General features: G+C 71.0%; 11 protein-coding genes. 8 read left to right on the forward strand and 3 right to left on the reverse strand.

The genetic code is table 11. The features are described from left to right. The first annotated feature begins 11 nt into the window (after positions 1 to 11). Positions 12 to 3,086 (forward strand): S8 family serine peptidase, encoded by a 3,075-nt coding sequence (locus ACIA5D_RS07085; RefSeq protein WP_396028939.1) that lies wholly within the window; start codon positions 12 to 14, stop codon positions 3,084 to 3,086. Positions 3,087 to 3,350: 264 nt separating this feature from the next. Here the strand turns inward: ACIA5D_RS07085 and ACIA5D_RS07090 are convergent, their stop codons facing one another. Beyond that, positions 3,351 to 4,304 carry a GlxA family transcriptional regulator gene (locus ACIA5D_RS07090; protein WP_396028940.1) on the reverse strand — a complete coding sequence of 318 codons (954 nt, stop codon included), beginning with the start codon at positions 4,302 to 4,304 and terminating at the stop codon, positions 3,351 to 3,353. Positions 4,305 to 4,373: 69 nt separating this feature from the next. Here ACIA5D_RS07090 and ACIA5D_RS07095 point away from each other — a divergent pair, with 69 nt between their 5' ends. Further along, the gene (locus ACIA5D_RS07095) at positions 4,374 to 5,354 is read left to right on the forward strand and encodes an EamA family transporter (RefSeq protein ID WP_396028941.1); all 981 of its coding nucleotides are present in this window, start codon (positions 4,374 to 4,376) and stop codon (positions 5,352 to 5,354) included. Here the strand turns inward: ACIA5D_RS07095 and ACIA5D_RS07100 are convergent. After that, a complete protein-coding gene (locus ACIA5D_RS07100; RefSeq protein WP_396028942.1) occupies positions 5,295 to 6,302 on the reverse strand; it encodes a LacI family DNA-binding transcriptional regulator in 1,008 nt (335 codons plus the stop codon). The genes ACIA5D_RS07095 and ACIA5D_RS07100 overlap by 60 nt on opposite strands. Before the next feature lie 90 nt (positions 6,303 to 6,392). Between ACIA5D_RS07100 and ACIA5D_RS07105 the strand changes: the two genes are divergently transcribed. Genes ACIA5D_RS07105 through ACIA5D_RS07130 form a run of 6 tightly spaced genes read left to right on the forward strand, consistent with a single transcriptional unit; the run spans position 6,393 to position 14,093 of the window. Beyond that, complete coding sequence (locus tag ACIA5D_RS07105; RefSeq protein ID WP_396028943.1) at positions 6,393 to 7,844, forward strand: alpha-N-arabinofuranosidase; 1,452 nt, start codon at positions 6,393 to 6,395, stop codon at positions 7,842 to 7,844. 8 nt (positions 7,845 to 7,852) lie between these two features. Further along, the gene (locus ACIA5D_RS07110) at positions 7,853 to 9,175 is read left to right on the forward strand and encodes an ABC transporter substrate-binding protein (RefSeq protein WP_396028944.1); all 1,323 of its coding nucleotides are present in this window, start codon (positions 7,853 to 7,855) and stop codon (positions 9,173 to 9,175) included. Between the two features lie 2 nt (positions 9,176 to 9,177). Then, a complete protein-coding gene (locus ACIA5D_RS07115; protein ID WP_396028945.1) occupies positions 9,178 to 10,110 on the forward strand; it encodes a carbohydrate ABC transporter permease in 933 nt (310 codons plus the stop codon). Next, positions 10,107 to 10,931, forward strand: a complete 825-nt coding sequence (locus ACIA5D_RS07120) for a carbohydrate ABC transporter permease (protein WP_396028946.1) — start codon at positions 10,107 to 10,109, stop codon at positions 10,929 to 10,931. Before ACIA5D_RS07115 ends, ACIA5D_RS07120 begins: the two co-directional genes overlap by 4 nt. A 4-nt stretch (positions 10,932 to 10,935) precedes the next feature. Next, positions 10,936 to 13,089 (forward strand): family 43 glycosylhydrolase, encoded by a 2,154-nt coding sequence (locus tag ACIA5D_RS07125; RefSeq protein ID WP_396028947.1) that lies wholly within the window; start codon positions 10,936 to 10,938, stop codon positions 13,087 to 13,089. Further along, positions 13,086 to 14,093, forward strand: a complete 1,008-nt coding sequence (locus ACIA5D_RS07130) for a glycoside hydrolase family 43 protein (protein WP_396028948.1) — start codon at positions 13,086 to 13,088, stop codon at positions 14,091 to 14,093. The genes ACIA5D_RS07125 and ACIA5D_RS07130 overlap by 4 nt, the downstream gene beginning before the upstream one ends. Before the next feature lie 13 nt (positions 14,094 to 14,106). Here ACIA5D_RS07130 and ACIA5D_RS07135 read toward each other — a convergent pair whose 3' ends face one another. Further along, on the reverse strand, positions 14,107 to 16,179 hold the full coding sequence (locus ACIA5D_RS07135; protein WP_396028950.1) for an acyltransferase family protein: 2,073 nt from the start codon (positions 16,177 to 16,179) through the stop codon (positions 14,107 to 14,109). Positions 16,180 to 16,210: the final 31 nt, after the last annotated feature.

Consider the following 16,210-nt stretch of genomic DNA (forward strand, 5'->3'; position numbering starts at 1 on the left):
AGGCAGCCCGAGTGGGCGCAAAGAGATTCAACACGGCGGTCGCCGCCGGCATCCTTCTTGCCGCGATGGGGGTGGTGAGCGCCTCGTCGAGCGCCGCCGCCGCTCCCGGCGTGCGGCAGGACTTCAAGCCGGTCCCGGCCGGATCGAAAATCACCAAGGTGCCGGCCGGCCTGCGCAACAAGCCGGTCACCGTCATGGTGCAGCTCAGCGAGGCGCCCGTGGCGGTGGCCGACGCCGACGCCGCGACGCCGCTGACCGACACCCAGAAGAAGCAGCGGCGCGACCGGATCCGCAAGGCGCAGGCGCCGGTCGAGCAGAAGGCCCGCCAGCTCGGCGGCACCGTGCTGGGCAGCTACCAGCACGCGTACAACGGCATCAAGGTGCGGGTCAACGCGAATGAGCTCGACACGCTCGCGGCCGCGCCCGGCGTGGTCAGCGTCCACCCGCTGCAGACGGTGAAGCCCGACAACACCAAGGGCGTGCCGATGATCGGCGCCCCGGCCGTGTGGAACGCTCCCGACAAGTACCGCGGCGAGGGCATCAAGGTCGCGGTCATCGACACCGGCATCGACTACACGCACGCGGACTTCGGCGGCCCCGGCACCGTCGCCGCCTACGACGCGGCCCACGCCACCGAGACCGAGCCGGCCGCGAAGTCGCTGTTCGGCCCGAAGGCGGCCAAGATCAAGGGCGGCATCGACCTGGTCGGCGACAGCTACAACGCCGACCCGGACAGCGCCGACTACCAGCCCGTCCCCCACCAGGACCCGAACCCGCTCGACTGCAACGGCCACGGCTCGCACGTCGCCGGCACGATCGGCGGCTACGGCGTCACCGCCGACGGGAAGACCTACCAGGGCTCGTACGACAAGAACACCGTGAGCTCGCACGACTGGAAGGTCGGCCCCGGCGTCGCGCCCAAGGCCAGCCTGTACGCGGTGCGCGTCTTCGGCTGTGAGGGCTCGACCGACATGACCGTCGACGCCATCGAGTGGGCCGTCGCCAACGACATGGACGTCATCAACATGTCGCTCGGCTCGCCGTTCGGCACCGCCGACGCGCCCGAGTCGGTCGCCGCGGACAACGCCGCCAAGGACGGCGTGATCGTGGTCGCCTCGGCCGGCAACTCCGGCGCCGCGCCGTACATCGTCGGCAGCCCGTCCACCGCGACCAGCACGATCAGCGTCGCCGCCAACGACCCCACCGCGTCGTTCCCGGGCGCGCACCTGTCGATCGGCCTCGACGCCATCAACGCCAACGGCGCCACCTTCGCCGACGGCACGTCGCTGCCGATCAAGGTGGTCGGCAACGGCGCGGGCGGCATCTCGCTCGGCTGCTCCGTCGCGGACTTCACCGCGGCCGGGGTGACCGGCGCGATCGCGGTCATCGCCCGCGGCACCTGTGCCCGCGTCGCCAAGGCGATCTACGGCCAGGCCGCCGGCGCCGCCGCCGTGCTCCAGGTGAACACCGACGGCTCCTACCCGCCGTTCGAGGGCGCGATCACCAGCAACCCGGACACCGGCGAACCGGCCAACGTCACCATCCCGTTGCTCGGCGTCCCGAACACCGCCGCCGCGGCCCTGATCGCCGCGAACGGCCAGACCACGACGCTGACCAACAACCAGCTGGCCAACCCGAGCTACACCGCCACGGCGAGCTTCTCGTCCGGCGGCCCGCGGGTCGGCGACAGCTGGCTCAAGCCGGACGTCACCGCGCCCGGCGTGAGCATCTCGTCGGCCGGCTCGGGCTCCGGCAACGGCGCGGTCGTGGAGTCCGGCACTTCGATGGCCGCCCCGCACACCGCGGGCGAGGCCGCGCTGGTCAAGCAGGCGCACCCGGACTGGCGCAAGGTCGCGTACTGGAAGGCGGCGATCGTCAACACCGCCAACCCGGGCGGCGTCGCCGGCTACCGCACCCGGGCCGACGGCGCGGGCCTGATCCAGGCGCCCGGGGCGGTCGACACCCAGGTCATCGCGCTCGGTGACAAGGGCACGTCGACGCTGAACTACGGCTTCGCCGAGCTCGACCGCACCTACAGCAAGACCAAGGTCATCGAGGTCAAGAACTTCGGGCGTACGAGTCAGACGTTCACGGTCGCGGTCGCCAATTCCGCCGGCAGCCCGCACCAGGCCAAGCTTTCGCGTACCAGGGTGACCGTGCCCGGGCGGGGCTCGACCTCGGTTGCCGTCACCCTCGAGGTGCCGGCCGGGACCGCGGGCAACTCGGCGCAGTTCCAGGACGTCGCCGGCCTGGTGACGTTCACGCCCGTCGCGCACTCCGGCGGCGTCGCGCTGCGCGTGCCGTACTACCTGGTGCCGCAGGCGGTGTCGAACGTCGATGCCGCCGTCGACATGAACACGCTGCGCCGCAAGGGCTCGGCCACCGCCACGGTGACCAACCGGCACGGCGTCCTGGGCGGCACGGCCGACTGGTACGCGTGGGGTCTGTACGACGGCCGGGACGCCGCGAACGGCGCCGCCGACCTGCGGGCCGTGGGCGCCACCACGTTCGACGCCGAGACGATCGGTTTCGCGATCAGCACGCACAACCGGCTGTCCAACGCCGCCCGCAACGAGTTCGACGTGTACGTCGACGTCAACGGGGACGGCGCGGACGACTACGACGTCGTGGCGGTCGACTACGGCCTGCTCACCACCGGCGACCTCACCGGCGAGCTGGTCACGGCCGTGTTCGACATGCGTACGGGCGACGGCACGCTGGAGTTCTTCGCCGACGCGCCGTTCGACAGCAGCGCGATCGTGCTGCCGGTGTTGGTGTCCCAGCTCTGCGCGGAGGGCTCGCCCTGCCTGTCGGCGGACAGCCCGCGCCTGACGTACCACGCGGAGAGCATCGGCCTGATCGACGGCAACGACGACGAGATCGCCGGAAAGGCGACCTACAACGCGTTCACGCCGTCGCTGACGACCGGCTTCGCCAGCACGGTGGCCCCGAACAAGGTCGCCACCGCGCAGGTTTCGCTGAACAAGGCGGAGTTCGCGAAGTCGCCGGCCCGGGGCTGGCTGGTGGTCAGCCACGACAACGCCAGCCGGGACGAGGCGGAGCTGATTCCGGTCAGCTCATACTGAGTTTCCGCCGACGCACCTGAAGACGTAGCGGCCCGGGACCCCGCCAGGTTCCGGGTCGCTTCGCGTGTGGGCGTCGTTCCGCCCCGCCCCGCCCCGCATCGCCGCCGCGGAGGCCTCGTAGTACAGGTAAATGAGCAGGATGCCCTGCATGCCGTAGAACGAGAACCGCTCCCACAGCTCGACCCCGAACAGGTTGGCGAGCGCCCGCGGCTGCCCGCCCTAGGGTGTCAGCAACTCCCGCCGGCCGGCGATCTCGGCGACCCGTCACGGTGACTGGCGAAAGGCGGCGCGATATGCCTCCGGGGTTACGCCGCGCACTTTGCGAAATTGCCGGCGCAGCGTGTCGGGACTGCCGAAACCGCAATGGCGGGCCACCGCCGCGATGGTTGCGCTCTCCTTTTCCAGTAACTGCTCCGCCCGGCGGACGCGCTGCTCGCGCACCCAGGCCGCGGGGGTGGCGCCGGTCGCCTCGGTGAAGCGGCGGATGAAGGTGCGGGTGGACATGGTGGCCCGCTGGGCGAGGGCTCCGACCGTCAGGTTCTCGCCCAAGTGGTCGGCGGCCCAGTCGAGCAGGCCGGCCAGGTCGCCGGAGCCGGGAAATGCGATCGGCACACGGGAGAACTGGGCCTGGCCGCCGCTGCGGTGCGGCGGCACGACCAGCTCGCGGGCGACGCGGTTGGCCACGTCGGCGCCATGCTCGTGGCGGATCAGGTGCAGGCAGAGGTCGATCGCCGCGGACGCGCCGGCGCTCGTGGCGATCGGGCCGTCGACCACGTAGATGCGGTCCGGGTCGACGGTGGCGGACGGATGGCGGCGGGCGAGATCGTCCGCGTACGCCCAGTGGGTGGTCGCGGCGCGGCCATCGAGCAGGCCGGCCGCGCCCACCACGAAAGCGCCGGTGCAGACGGCGGCGACGACGGCGCCGCGGTCGGCCGCCGCTCGCAGTGCCGTGGCCAGCGCCGGGGTGGGCGGTGGCACGGGCGGCGCTGCGCCGGTGACCACGATGAGGTCGGCGGTGGCGAGCCGGTCCAGGCCGTCGGTCGGGATCACGGCGAAGCCGGTCGATGTGCGCAGCGCGCCGCGGCGCTCGGCACAGACCGCGTAGGCGTAGCGCGGCAGCGACGGGTCGGCTCGCGGCAGGCCGAAGATCTCGCTGACGATGCCCAGCTCGAAGGCGGGCACCGGCTCGGCCACGACGACGGCGACGTCGGTCAGCATTCCCTCATTTTGGCACGAAGTGCCGCATCCATGGCGAAGGTGCCAACGCCGGCGGGGAACGGTACCGTTATGACCTTCGTCGGACCGCTGCTCATCGTGTACGTCGTCTGGGGCTCGACCTATCTGGCACTCAAGGTGGGGCTCGAGACGCTGCCGCCGCTGACCCTGAACGCCGTCCGATTCCTGGTCGCGGGGGCGCTGCTGTTCGCGTATTGCCGCTACCGGCGCTGGACCATGCCGGACCGGCGGCAATGGCGCGCCGGCGCGATCCAGGGACTGCTGCTGCCGGCCGCGGGCACCGGCGGCGCCTGCTGGGCCGAGCAGACGCTGCCCTCGGGGACGACCGCGCTGTTCCTCGCCACGATTCCGCTGTGGATCGTGGCCGGGCGCCGCGTGGTGGACCGCGAGCGGATCACGCTGCCGGTCGGAATCGGCCTGGTCGCCGGGGTCGCGGGGGTGGCGATTCTCGTCCGGCCGGGCGGCGGTGGCGACATGCTGGCCGCCGCCGTCGCGCTGGGCGGAGCGGCCTGCTGGGGGCTCGGGTCGGTCTACGCAGTGCACGCGCCGCGCCCTCCGCACGCGTTGATGGCGAGCGCCGTGGAGATGGTCAGCGCGGGAGTGATCCTCGGGGTGCTGGCCGCGTTCGCCGGCGAGATCCCGCGGGCGGGGCTGAGCGGGCGGTCGTTGCTCGCGCTGGGTTATCTGATCGTCTTCGGGAGCCTGGTGGCGTACACCGCGTACACGTGGCTGCTCGACCATGTCGCGCCGCGGATCGCCGGGACCTACGCGTTCGTCAACCCGGTCGTCGCGGTCTTCCTCGGCTGGTGGCTGCTGGAGGAGCGGCTCGACGCCCGGGTGATCGGCGGCACAGTGGTGATCGCGGCGGCCGTGGCCCTGATCGTCCTGGCGCCGTCACCGCCGGCAGCGGAAAACGGCCGGGAGGGGCCGCCACGATCCGCCTCACCGTCCGGTCAGGAGAGCACGAACAACCTAGCAGGCGGAACTCTCCCGCACGAGGAGCTCGAACCCCGCGTACGCCTCCTGCGGTGACGCCTCCGCGCCGCCGGCGATGCGGTTGTCGAGCAATGCGAGCGCGAGCCGGGCGATCTCCCCCTTGTCCGGCCGGATCGTGCTCAGCGCGGGTGTGTGGAAGGCGCCCTCCTCGATGCCGTCGAAGCCGATCACTGCGACGTCGGCCGGCACCGAGAACCCGCGCTCGTGCAGCGCCCGCAGCGCGCCGATCGCCAGCAGGTCGTTGAAGCAGAACACCGCGTCGGGCGGCGCCGGCAGATCGAGCAGGGCGCTCATCGCCGCGTACCCGTCGGCCCGGTGGTAGCTGGGTGCGGGCATGACCAGCGCTTTGTCGAAAGCCACGCCGGTCGTGCGCAGCGCGGCACGGTAACCCTTGAGGCGCAGCGCCGCCGTGCCCCCGGAGACGTGCGGCTGGCTGCCGATGGCGGCGATCCGGCGGCGGCCGATCGCCAGCAGGTGGGCGGTCGCGGCGCGGGCGCCGTCCACGTTGTCGATGCTGACGTGGTCAACCGGCGCGTGCGTGAGCCGCTCGCCGAGCAGCACCAGCGGGGTCCGGTCGCGGCGGGCGTCGATGTCGCCCGCGGTGAGCGCCAGCGGGCTGACGATCAGGCCGTCGACCAGGTGCGACTTGATGCCGTCGAGCGCGATCCGCTCGCTGTCGCGGGCGCCCTGGGTCTCGTCGATGAGCACGGTCCAGGCGTGGCTCTTGGCGTGGTGGACGAACTGCGCGGCGAGCTCGGCGAAGTACGGCGAGCTGATCTCGGGGACCGCGAGCGCGACCACGCCGGTGCGGCCGCCGCGCAGCAGCCGGGCCGAAAGGTTGGGCCGATAGTCCAGCTCCTCGAGGGCCCGCTTGACCTTCTCGCGGGTGGCCGCCGAGACGAACGGGAAATCGTTGATCACGTTGGACACCGTCTTGACCGAGACTCCGGCGTGCCGGGCGACGTCCTTGATGCTCGCGCCCAACGGTGACCCCCTTCAGCGTGTGCCCGACCAGCGACCAGCATATTAGACGGCCTCTTTACAACGATGTAAACAACGTTGTAAAACACCAACGTGAATGTCGCACAGCTCACCATCGACCCCGCCTTCCGGATCGGGCGCATCGACCGCCGGCTCTTCGGCTCGCTTGTCGAACACATGGGCCGATGCGTCTACACCGGCGTCTTCGAGCCCGGCCACCCCGTCGCCGACGAGCTCGGCCTGCGTACCGACGTGCTCGATCTGGCCCGTGAGCTGGGCGTGACCGTCGTGCGCTATCCGGGCGGCAACTTCGTCTCCAACTATCGATGGGAGGACGGCGTCGGGCCGCGCGACTCCCGGCCCAGACGGCTCGACCTGGCCTGGCGCTCGATCGAGACCAACCAGTTCGGCCTCGGCGAGTACATGGCCTGGGTCCGCCGGCTCGGCGCCGAGCCGATGATGGCCGTCAACCTCGGCACCCGCGGGCTCACCGAGGCGGTCGAGCTGCTGGAGTACGCCAACTTCCCGGGCGGCACGCGGCTCTCCGACCAGCGGATCAAGAACGGCGACACCGAGCCGTACGGGATCAAGCTCTGGTGTCTCGGCAACGAGGCGGACGGTCCCTGGCAGATGGGGCACATGACCGCGTACGAGTACGGCCGGCTCGCCGCCGAGACCGGGCGGGCCATGCGCCGCCTCGATCCGGGGATAGAGCTGGTCGCGTGCGGCAGCTCCGGCCGGCACATGCCGACGTTCGGCTCGTGGGAGGCGACCGTCCTCGAGCAATGCTACGACCAGGTCGACTACGTCTCGATGCACGCGTACTACGAGGAGCACCACGGCGACACCGACAGCTTCCTCGCGTCCGCGGTGGACATGGACGCCTTCATCGACGAGGTGGTCGCCACCGCCGACCACGTCAAGGCCAAGCTGCGCAGCCCCAAGCGCCTGAAGGTGTCGTTCGACGAGTGGAACGTCTGGTACCAGCGCGACTGGCACGGCGAGGCCGCCCTCGAGTGGCGGCAGGCGCCACGGCTGATCGAGGACAACTACAGCGACATCGACGCCGTCGTGGTCGGCACCTACCTGATCTCGCTGCTCGGTCACGCCGACCGGGTCGGTATCGCCTGCCAGGCGCAGCTCGCCAATGTCATCGCCCCGATCCGCACGGAACCCGGCGGTCCGGCATGGAAGCAGACCATCTTCCATCCGTTCGCACACATGGCCGGTCTCGCGCGGGGCGACGCGCTCCGGGTCGAACCGGTCGCGCCGCGGATCGACACCGACGCGTACGGGCCGGTGCCCGCCCTCACGGCGGCGGCGAGCCACGACCCCGAGACCGGCAACCTCGCCCTGTTCGCCGTCAACCGCGACCGCACCGGGCCGCTCGCCCTGACCCTCGACCTCCGTGGGTTCAACGGCGCCCGGCTGTGTACCCACCGAGTGCTGGACGGTGAGCGCCCGGCGAAACCGGGCCAGCTCACCGTCGAGCTTCCCCCTGCTTCCTGGAACGTCCTCGAGTTCTCCACCGACCACCACGCCTAGGAGCGAAAATGTCCGAGTTTTCCCGTCGGCGCTTCCTTGCCCTCTCCGGCGGAGCCGGCACCGCCCTCGCCCTCGCCGCCTGCGGCGGCACCTCGAAGGCCCCGCAGGCCGCGCCCGCCGGCGGCAACGGCGGCGCCAGCTACAGCGGCCCCAACGTCACGATCAGCTTCTGGAACGGCTGGACCGGCAGCGACGGCGAGACCGCCCAGGCCATGGTCGACCAGTTCAACAAGGCCAACCCGAACGTCCAGGTGAAGATGAACGTCTTCCAATGGGCGGACTTCTTCACCAAGCTGCCCGCGGCCGTGCAGAGCGGCAACGGCCCGGATGTGGCCGCCATGCACATCGACGACATGCCGACCCAGGCCGCTCAGCAGGTGATCGTGCCGCTCGACGACATCGCGAGCGCGCTCGGCCTCAAGGAGTCCGACTTCGCCCCCGCGGTCTGGAACGGGGGCGTCTACCAGGGCAAGCGCTACGGCATCCCGATCGACGTGCACAACCTCGGGCTCTACTACAACAAGACCGTCATGGAGAAGGCCGGCCTCGATCCGAACAAGCCGCCGACCACCAAGGACGAGTACATGTCCCAGCTGGACACCCTCAAGAGCAAGGGCATCCAGGGGTCGTGGGTGTCGCCGTTCCAGTTCACCGGCGGCTTCCAGTTCGAGTCGCTGCTCTGGCAGTTCGGCGGGGACGTGTTCAGCTCCGACAACGCCACCGCCACCTGGAACTCCGACGCCGGCGTGCAGGCGCTGACCTGGATGGTCGACCTGGTCAAGAACGGCTACAGCCCCAAGAACGTCGGCCAGGACGCCGACTACATCGCCCTCAAGAACGGCCGGAACGTCTTCAACTGGCAGGGCATCTGGCAGGTCAACGACGTCACCGCGCTCAAGACGTACGAAATAGGCACTGCTCCTCTCCCCAAGATCGGCTCGACCGGCGGGGTCTGGGGCAACAGCCACCAGTTCGTGCTCCCGCGCAAGAAGGACAATGACGCGAACAAGGCCAACGCCAGCCGGTTCTTCATCAACTGGTTCACGCAGCAGGCGGCGGCCTGGGCCAAGAGTGCCAAGGTGCCGGCCCGCAACGACCTCGCGCAGAGCGCCGACTTCAAGGCGCTGACGAGCCTGCAGTCGTTCGCCGCCGACGTGCAGTACACCCATTTCCCGCCGTCGGTGGCCGGCATCGGCGACGCGCTCGCTCAGCTCTACACCGGCGTGCAGAGCGCGGTGCTGCTCAAGCAGGACCCGGCCGCGGCGCTGACTTCGGCGGCGGACAAGGCCAACAAGATTCTCGCCGACAACAAGAAGAAGTACGGGGCCTGATCATGGCCGTCGACACGCGGTCCATGGCGCCACCCGGGCAAAGAGCGGCGACCGGCGGCACAGTGCGGCGGCACGGGCCGCTCACGCCGTACCTGTTTCTCCTGCCGTTCCTGGTGTTGTTCCTGGGCTTTGTGCTGATCCCGGCGATCTTCGGTCTCTGGGTGAGCCTTCACGACTACAACTACCTGCTGCCCGGCAAGCCCTGGGTGGGCCTGCAGAACTACATCGACCTGTTCACGCCGGGCAGCCGGGACAGCGGTGACTACTGGAAGAGCATGCTGGCCACCGGGATCTTCACGGTGTTCAGCGTGCCGTTCCTGATCGTCTGCCCGCTCGGCGTGGCGCTGCTGCTCAACCGAGCCTTCCCCGGCCGGTCGTTCTTCCGGGCGGTATTCTTCGCGCCCTACGTGCTCGGCGTCGCGGTGGTCGGCATCCTGTTCCGGTTCGTGCTCGATCCCAACATCGGCCTGGTCAACTACTACCTGGGCCACGCTGTCCCGTGGACCACCGACCTGCCGTGGGCGTGGATCTCGCTGGTCGGCATGACGGTCTGGTGGACGCTCGGCTTCAACGCGGTCATCTACCTGGCCGGCCTGCAGGACATCTCGCCGGAACTGTACGAGGCGGCCCGGGTGGACGGCGCGTCCAAGTGGGACGAGTTCCGCAACGTGACGCTGCCCGGCCTGCGACCGGTCATGGCGTTCGTGACCACCGTGACGATCCTGGCCTCGGCCAACATGTTCGGCCAGTCGTTCCTGCTCACCAAGGGCGCGCCGGCCAACGAGACCCGGACGGCGATCATGTACATCGCCGAGACCGGCCTGGCCAACAACCGGCAGGGCATGGCGGCCGCGATGAGCTACATCCTCGCGCTGATCCTGCTCGCGATCAGCGTCCTCAACCTCCGGCTCACCCAGCGCCGGGAGGTCTCATGACGCTCCGCCGCATCCCGTTCTGGATCACCCTGGGCATCCTCACGGTCATCTTCGTGGCCCCGTTGCTGTGGATGCTCACGACCTCCTTCAAGACCAACAACGACGCCACCGCGCTGCCCCTGTCCTGGCTGCCGCGCCCGGTGACCGGCGAGGCCTACTCGACGGTGCTCACCACCAACTCGGCCACACCGGTGCTGCGCTGGTTCGTCAACAGCCTGATCGCGGCCACCGCCAACGCGGTGCTGATCGTCGCGGTCGACGCGATGGCCGCGTACGCGCTGGCCCGGTTGCGATTCCGTGGCCGCAAGCTGGTGTTCGCGACCGTGGTCGGCACGCTGTTCGTGCCGCCGTTCCTGTTCCTCGTCCCCAACTACCTGATCGTCAGCCGGCTCGGATGGCTGGATTCGCTCTGGGCGCTGATCGTCCCGTCGGCCGGCGGCGCGTTCGGCGTGTTCTTCCTGCGCCAGTTCTTCGCCGCGCTGCCGGTCGACCTCGAGGAGGCGGCGCTGCTCGAGGGCGCCAACCAATGGCAGATCTTCACCCGGATCGTGCTGCCGCTGGCCCGCCCGGCCCTGGCCACGCTCACCGTGCTGTCGTTCCTGACCAACTGGAACGACTTCCTCTGGCCGCTCTACGTGCTGTTCAGCGCCGACCGGCTGACCCTGCCCGCGGGCCTGGGCAACCTGCAGAACGCCGCCACCACCAACTACCCGATCGCGATGGCCGGCGCCGTGGTGGCCAGTGTGCCCGTGCTGATCCTTTTCGTCGCCGCCCAGCGGCACGTCATCCAGAGCGTCACGCACACCGGAATCAAGGGGTGATCTCGTGTTCCGCGCGTTGCTGCTGTTGCTGAGCCTGCTCGTCAATCCGGTGTCGCAGTCCTTCGCCGACACGTTCGCCGATCCGACCGTGATTCGAGGCCAAGACGGTTTCTGGTACGCGTACGCGACCAGTGATCCGCTGCGGTCGGGTTCGGGGAGCCCGCATCGCATTCCGATCGCGCGCTCCGCCGATCTTGTGACGTGGTCCTACGTCGGGGACGCGCTCACCGGTCCGGCGGCGCCCTATGTTGCGCCGGGATCGTCCTACTGGGCGCCGGACGTGCGATATCTCGATGGCCGCTATGTCATGTATTACGCCGTCACCGATACGACGGCTTCTCCGGATAACTCGGACTTCGCCATCGGGGTCGCGACCGCTCCCGCCCCGGCCGGGCCATGGACCCAGCAGGTCGCGCCGGTCGTGTCGCCCCGGCCCGGCGGCGGAGGCGGCTACCTGAGCACGATCGACCCGGCCGAGCTGACAGCCGCCGACGGTTCGCGCTACCTGTACTTCGGCAGCTACTACGGCGGGATCTCGGTGGTGCGGCTCGCCGCGGACGGGCTCAGCGCGGTGGGATCGCCGGCTCCGGTGGCGATCGACAACAAGTACGAAGGCGCCTACGTGGTCCGCCACGACGGCTGGTACTACCTCTTCGCCTCGTCGGCGAACTGCTGCGCGGGACCGGCCACCGGCTACTCGGTGTCGGTGGGCCGGTCGCGGTCGCCGCTGGGCCCGTTCGTCGACGCGCACGGCGTCTCGCTGCTCGACTCCGGCGCCGGCGGCACTCCGGTGGTGACGCAGAACGGCAACCGCTGGATCGGCGCGGGACACAACGGCCTGGTCACCGACCTGTCCGGGCAGGACTATCTCGTCTACCACGCCATCGACCGGAATGCGCCCTACCTGGATCAGCCCTTCGGGGTCAACCGGCGGCCGATGCTGCTCGACCGGCTCGACTGGATCGGCGGGTGGCCGGTGGTGCGGGCCGGGGCCGGACCGTCCGACACGCCACAGGCGGCGCCGGTCGGCGCCGGCGCGGAGACCTTCGACCGGCCGGTGCCGTGGTTGCCCGCCGGCTGGCGAGTGACCGGTGGGTATGCCACCGGCAGCGGGACCGCGCTGCGGCCGTCGCCCGGGGGTGACGTGCGGGTCGAGGCCGATCTGCGGGTGCCGGAGCGACCTTCCGCCGGGTTGGTCGTGGGTGGTGGGTCCTCGGCCGGGCTCGTCGTGGGCGGCGCGCGCGTCGTTGTCGACCGGTCCGCCGGGCGGCTGGTCGCCACCTCGGGTGCGGCGCGTGCTTCGGCGCCGTTGCCGCCGGGGCTCGACTACGGCACGTGGCACAACCTCGCCGTGTCGGTCCGCGGGGATCGCCTGGTCGCCGAGCTGACCGAGGCGCGGCAGAGTGGGCCGATCGTCTCGGTGTCGCTCAGGGTGCGGCCCGGCGGCCCGGCGCAGGTCGGATTTGCCGGGCGGGGTGACGTCGACAACTTCAGTGTGCAGCGGCTGTACCGGCCGGTCACCCATCCCGTGCCGGCGCCGGCCGTGGGGCGTCTGGCCTGGTCGGACGAGTTCAACGGGGACGTGCCGGCGGCCGGGTGGAGCTGGGTGCGGCAGGACGTCGCGGTCACCGTCTCGGGCGGGAGCCTGAACTGGCCGGTCGAGGCCGGGGACCTGACCGGGGCCGGCAACAACGCCTCGGTGCTGCTGCGCGATCCGCCGGCGGGGGACTGGACGGCCGAGACCAGGCTCACCCTCGACCTCGGGGTCAACGATGTGCGCAATTACCAGCAGGCCGGACTGATCGCCTACGCCGGGGACGACGACTTCGCCCGGCTCGACGTCGTGTCCATCTGGAACACCCGGCAGATCGAATACGGTCGGGAACTGCCGTACGCGGGGTCGCTCGCCTACGGCGGGATCACCGTCGGCACGCCCGGCGTGGCGACGACGTGGCTGAGACTGGTGCACCGGGTCGATCCGGCCACCGGGGAGCATCACCTCCGGTCGGAATCGAGTGTCGACGGGCGCGCCTGGACGCTGGGCGGAGTGTGGACGTTCCCGGTCGGCGCTCCGTTGAGAATCGGATTGGATGCGCACGGCGGAGCGACCCCGGCCGTCACCGCACAGTTCGACTATTTCCGGATTTATCGCTCGTGACCCGTACCCGTGTCGTGTCGCTGCTGGCGGTGGCCGCCCTTGCCGCCTGCGGCGACACCCCGGCCGCGCCTGGAGCCGCTCCCGTGACCTTCACCAACCCGGTCCACAGCCAGACCTTTCCCGATCCCGGCGTGCTGCACGAGGACGGCACGTTCTTCGCCTACGGCACCAACAATGCCTCCGCGAACGTGCCGCTGCTGACCAGCACCGACCTGGTGCACTGGACGCCCGCCGGGGACGTGCTCCCGTCGGTGGGCTCCTGGGCGACGACCGGCAACACGTGGGCGCCCGAGGCGGTGCGCACTGACGCCGGGAAATACGTGCTCTACTACACCGCCCGTTGGAACCGGGCCGACCGGCAATGCATCGGCGCGGCCGTCGCCGACAACCCGCGCGGCCCCTTCACCGACCCGTCGCCTTCGCCGCTCGTCTGCCAGGACGACGAGGGCGGCTCGATCGACGCGAGCCCGTTCCGCGACGACGACGGCACCCTCTACCTGTACTGGAAGAACGACGGCAACCACATCGGCGTGCCGTCCCATCTGTACGCGCAGCGGCTCGCCCCGGACGGCCTGTCGCTCACCGGTTCTCCCACCCGGCTGCTCACCAACGACAAACCGTGGCAGGGCGCGGTGGTCGAGGCGCCGGAGATGCTCCGGCACGACGGGCGGCTCTACCTGTTCTACTCGGGCGGCGCCTTCGACTCCGACCGGTACGCGGTCGGGTACGCCACCTGCGACGGCCCGATCGGACCGTGCCACGACGCGCCGGAGAACCCGATCCTGCGCTCGTCGCCCGCCGCGGCCGGCCCGGGCCACTGCTACCCGGTGACGCTCGCCGACGGCAGCACCTGGCTGCTCTACCACGCGTGGCCGCCGGACGGCATCGGCAGCGTGAGCCCCGGCCGGCAGCTGTGGCTCGACCGGGTCGACTGGGCCGGCGGCCGTCCCGTGGTGCACGGGCCGACCGCCGATCCCCAGCCGATGCCGCGGACCGCTTCTTAGCGGACCGGACCCGTCATGCGCCCGGGCGGATGCGTTGGTCAGGCGGCGCCTGCTCGCCGGTCGCGATGGCCGCGAGCTGCGGCAGCAGCCAGGGCGCGATGATCTTTTGGACCGCCGGCGGGGTGTAGTGCAGGCCGTCGCTGCGGACCTTCATGCCGTCGATCCGCCAGGTGAATTTCCCGTCCGGGCAGACCAGCGGATTGAGATCCAGGACCGTGACCTGCGCGGGATGCCGCGCCGCGACCTCCTGCAGCAGGGCATTCCACGCGTCTACGCGTTCCGGCCGGTCCTCGGCGTACAGGCCGCCGTCGGGCCGCTCCGCGCGGTGGGTGTAGGCAGCGGTCAGCAGCACGACGGCGGCGCGCCGTGAGCCGGCGATGCGGATCGCCGTCTCCAGCTGCCCCTCGAGGTACGCGTCGTAGGCCGGGTCCCCCACATGCTGGTAGCGGCCCTGATAGCGGCGGTCCATCAGCTCCCAGCGGTTGAGCTCGATGACCGCGACATCGGGGTTGTCCTGGTCGACGCCGCGCTGCCAGCGCCGCTGCCAGGACGTGCAGCCGGGGTAGTTGGTGTGCGGGGCGCCGAGCTGCAGGATGTCGGGCAGCGTCGCGATGCCGCAGCCCTGGATCGCTCGCACGCTGGTCCACATGCCGGGGTGCTCGGGCAGGTAGGTGCCGATGACCCAGGAGACGGAGTCGCCGAAGAACGTCACCCGGGGCTCGCGCCGGGATGCCGACATCGGGCGCTGCGGCCGGCTGATCGGCGCGGCCGCGCCCGGCTCGGCCCCCGGGACCGAGATGACCACCGGTGCGGCGGCGGTCTCGTTCGCCGCGTCGCCCGCCGGGGGAGTGGCGCCGACGGCGATCACCGCGATCGTCGCGGCCAGGGCGCCGGCCGTGGCGGTGACGGGCATCCGGATCCGCGCGCCGCGACGGATCGGCTGCTCGATCACGTGGTAGCTGAGCACCGCGACGCCGAGCGTGCCGGCCAGCCGGACGGCGAGCAGCGGCCAGCGGGACAGGCCGGTGTTGTCGGCGGTGAGGAAGGTGAACAGCGGCCAGTGCCACAGGTAGACGCCGTAGGAGATGCGGCCGAGCCACACCAGCGGCGCAACCGCCAGGGCCCGGGCGGTCGGCGCGGCCGGCTCGAGGATCACGTGGGCGATGACGACCGCGGTGGCGAGCGCGGCGAGAGTGAGTCCGCCGTGGTACATCCAGCCGGCCTGGTCGCCGGCGGCGTGCCACAGCCAGAAGGTGATCGCGGCGGCCGCGGTGCCGAGCCGGGCCTTCCGGAGCCGGGTCAGGGTGGCGGGCCACGCTTTCGGGGGCCGGGTCAGGGTGGCGGGCCGCGCTTTCTGGGGCCGGGTCAGGATGGCGGGCCGCGCTTTCTGAGGCTGGGTCAGGAGGACGGCGAGACCGGCGCCGATGAGCAGGGCCTGGGCGCGGGTGTCGGTGCCGAAGTAGGCGCGGCCCATCGAGTCCGGCCGGAACAGCCAGGCGCACAGCACCTGCGAGGCGACGGTGCCGGCGACGCAGAAGGCCAGCAGCGTCGTGAGCGCCCGGCGGGTCGCCGGCCAGGCGAGCAGACCGGCCATGAGCAGCGGCCAGAGCAGGTAGAACTGCTCCTCGATGCCGAGCGACCAGGTGTGCTGCAGCGGCGACGGGGTGGCGGTTGCGGCCACGTACCCGGTGCCCCGGAAGATCATCCGCCAGTTGGCGACGTAGCCCAGCGCCGCGTACGCGTCGGTCCGCAGCAGCCCGAGGGAGCCGTCGTCCAGCAGGTAATGCCCGGCGATCACCGTCGCCGTGAGGACGGCCAGCAGCGCCGGCAGGAGACGGCGGGCCCGGCGTACCCAGAAATGCGCCAGCCTGATCCGCCCGGCCCGCGCCCGCTCCTGCAGCAGCAAGGAGGTGATCAGGAAGCCGGAGAGCACGAAGAACGTGTCCACGCCGAGGAAACCGCCGCCCAGGCCGCCGACGCCGGCGTGGAACAGCACGACGGCCGACACGGCCAGGGCGCGGATGCCGTCGAGGGCCGGGCTGTAGCCGAAGCCCTCCCGTGGGGCGATCTGGTGCGGATCGGACATAACCATGAGAACGGCGCTTCCTCCGGACGGT

This window comes from Actinoplanes sp. NPDC051513 (genome assembly GCF_044454685.1).
GTDB lineage: Bacteria > Actinomycetota > Actinomycetes > Mycobacteriales > Micromonosporaceae > Actinoplanes.

Bases quoted from the DNA above. Each gene is read 5' to 3' on its own strand.
- ACIA5D_RS07090 (WP_396028940.1), bottom strand. From the start codon at position 4,304: ATGCTGACCGACGTCGCCGTCGTCGTGGCCGAGCCGGTGCCCGCCTTC.
- ACIA5D_RS07110 (WP_396028944.1), top strand. From the start codon at position 7,853: ATGTCCGAGTTTTCCCGTCGGCGCTTCCTTGCCCTCTCCGGCGGAGCC.
- ACIA5D_RS07095 (WP_396028941.1), top strand. From the start codon at position 4,374: ATGACCTTCGTCGGACCGCTGCTCATCGTGTACGTCGTCTGGGGCTCG.
- ACIA5D_RS07115 (WP_396028945.1), top strand. From the start codon at position 9,178: ATGGCCGTCGACACGCGGTCCATGGCGCCACCCGGGCAAAGAGCGGCG.
- ACIA5D_RS07120 (WP_396028946.1), top strand. From the start codon at position 10,107: ATGACGCTCCGCCGCATCCCGTTCTGGATCACCCTGGGCATCCTCACG.
- ACIA5D_RS07135 (WP_396028950.1), bottom strand. From the start codon at position 16,179: ATGTCCGATCCGCACCAGATCGCCCCACGGGAGGGCTTCGGCTACAGC.